A 690-nucleotide genomic window follows, 5' to 3' on the forward strand; every position below is an offset into this window, starting at 1 on the left:
GGTAATTGCTGGGTGTATAATAAAGCTCGGGTCTTTCAAAATGCACGCGTCTTTGGAAATGCTAAAGTAAAAAGCTTTTTTGTTGATGTCTATGGTAATGCGCAAATTTATGGGAATGCTATTTTTGAAGGTATGACATTAAAGGACAATGCAAAACTTTCAGGCAATGCGCATGCTAACAACGCCGTTGTAATTGAAGGCAATGCACAAATTTATGATAACGCCCGTGTCACTGATCATGCTCATATTTCCGATAATGCTGTCATTTGTGATGATGCTCATGTCGGAGGCAATGCAAAAATAAGTGGCTCTGCTTACATTTGTGATGAATCGCGTGTTTTTGATGATGCCGTTATTTGTGATGCTCTTATCTCTGGTTCTTCATATATTCATAGCAATGCCTCTTTAACAGCTAATGAAGATATCTGTGATGATGCATATCCTGAGTTTGGTAGCGAAGATGATTATTATCGTCATGAGTATTATGCTGATTTTGAAGGGTATTATGACGATGATAATGACAGCGAATATGAAAGTGATGCTGCGTAAATGACACGCGCGGGCGCGGCGGGGGCGCCCTCCTTTAAACATCTCATTTAAAAATTTAAATCTCTATAAAGGAATTGTGCTCATGCAAAAGAAGTTTGCACTCACAAATGAAACGCGTGTAATTAATAATCATACCCTTTA

General features: G+C 38.6%; 1 protein-coding gene. It reads left to right on the top strand.

Features of this window, described 5'->3' with window-relative positions; all coding sequences use genetic code 11:
* Window positions 1-549, top strand: a 549-nt coding sequence (locus ACFILO_RS09630) for a hypothetical protein (RefSeq protein WP_375678230.1), incomplete at its 5' end; no start/stop codon positions are given.
* Between the last annotated feature and the right edge of the window lie 141 nt (window positions 550-690).

This window comes from Bartonella sp. AP72JLCBS (genome assembly GCF_042195705.1).
GTDB lineage: Bacteria > Pseudomonadota > Alphaproteobacteria > Rhizobiales > Rhizobiaceae > Bartonella.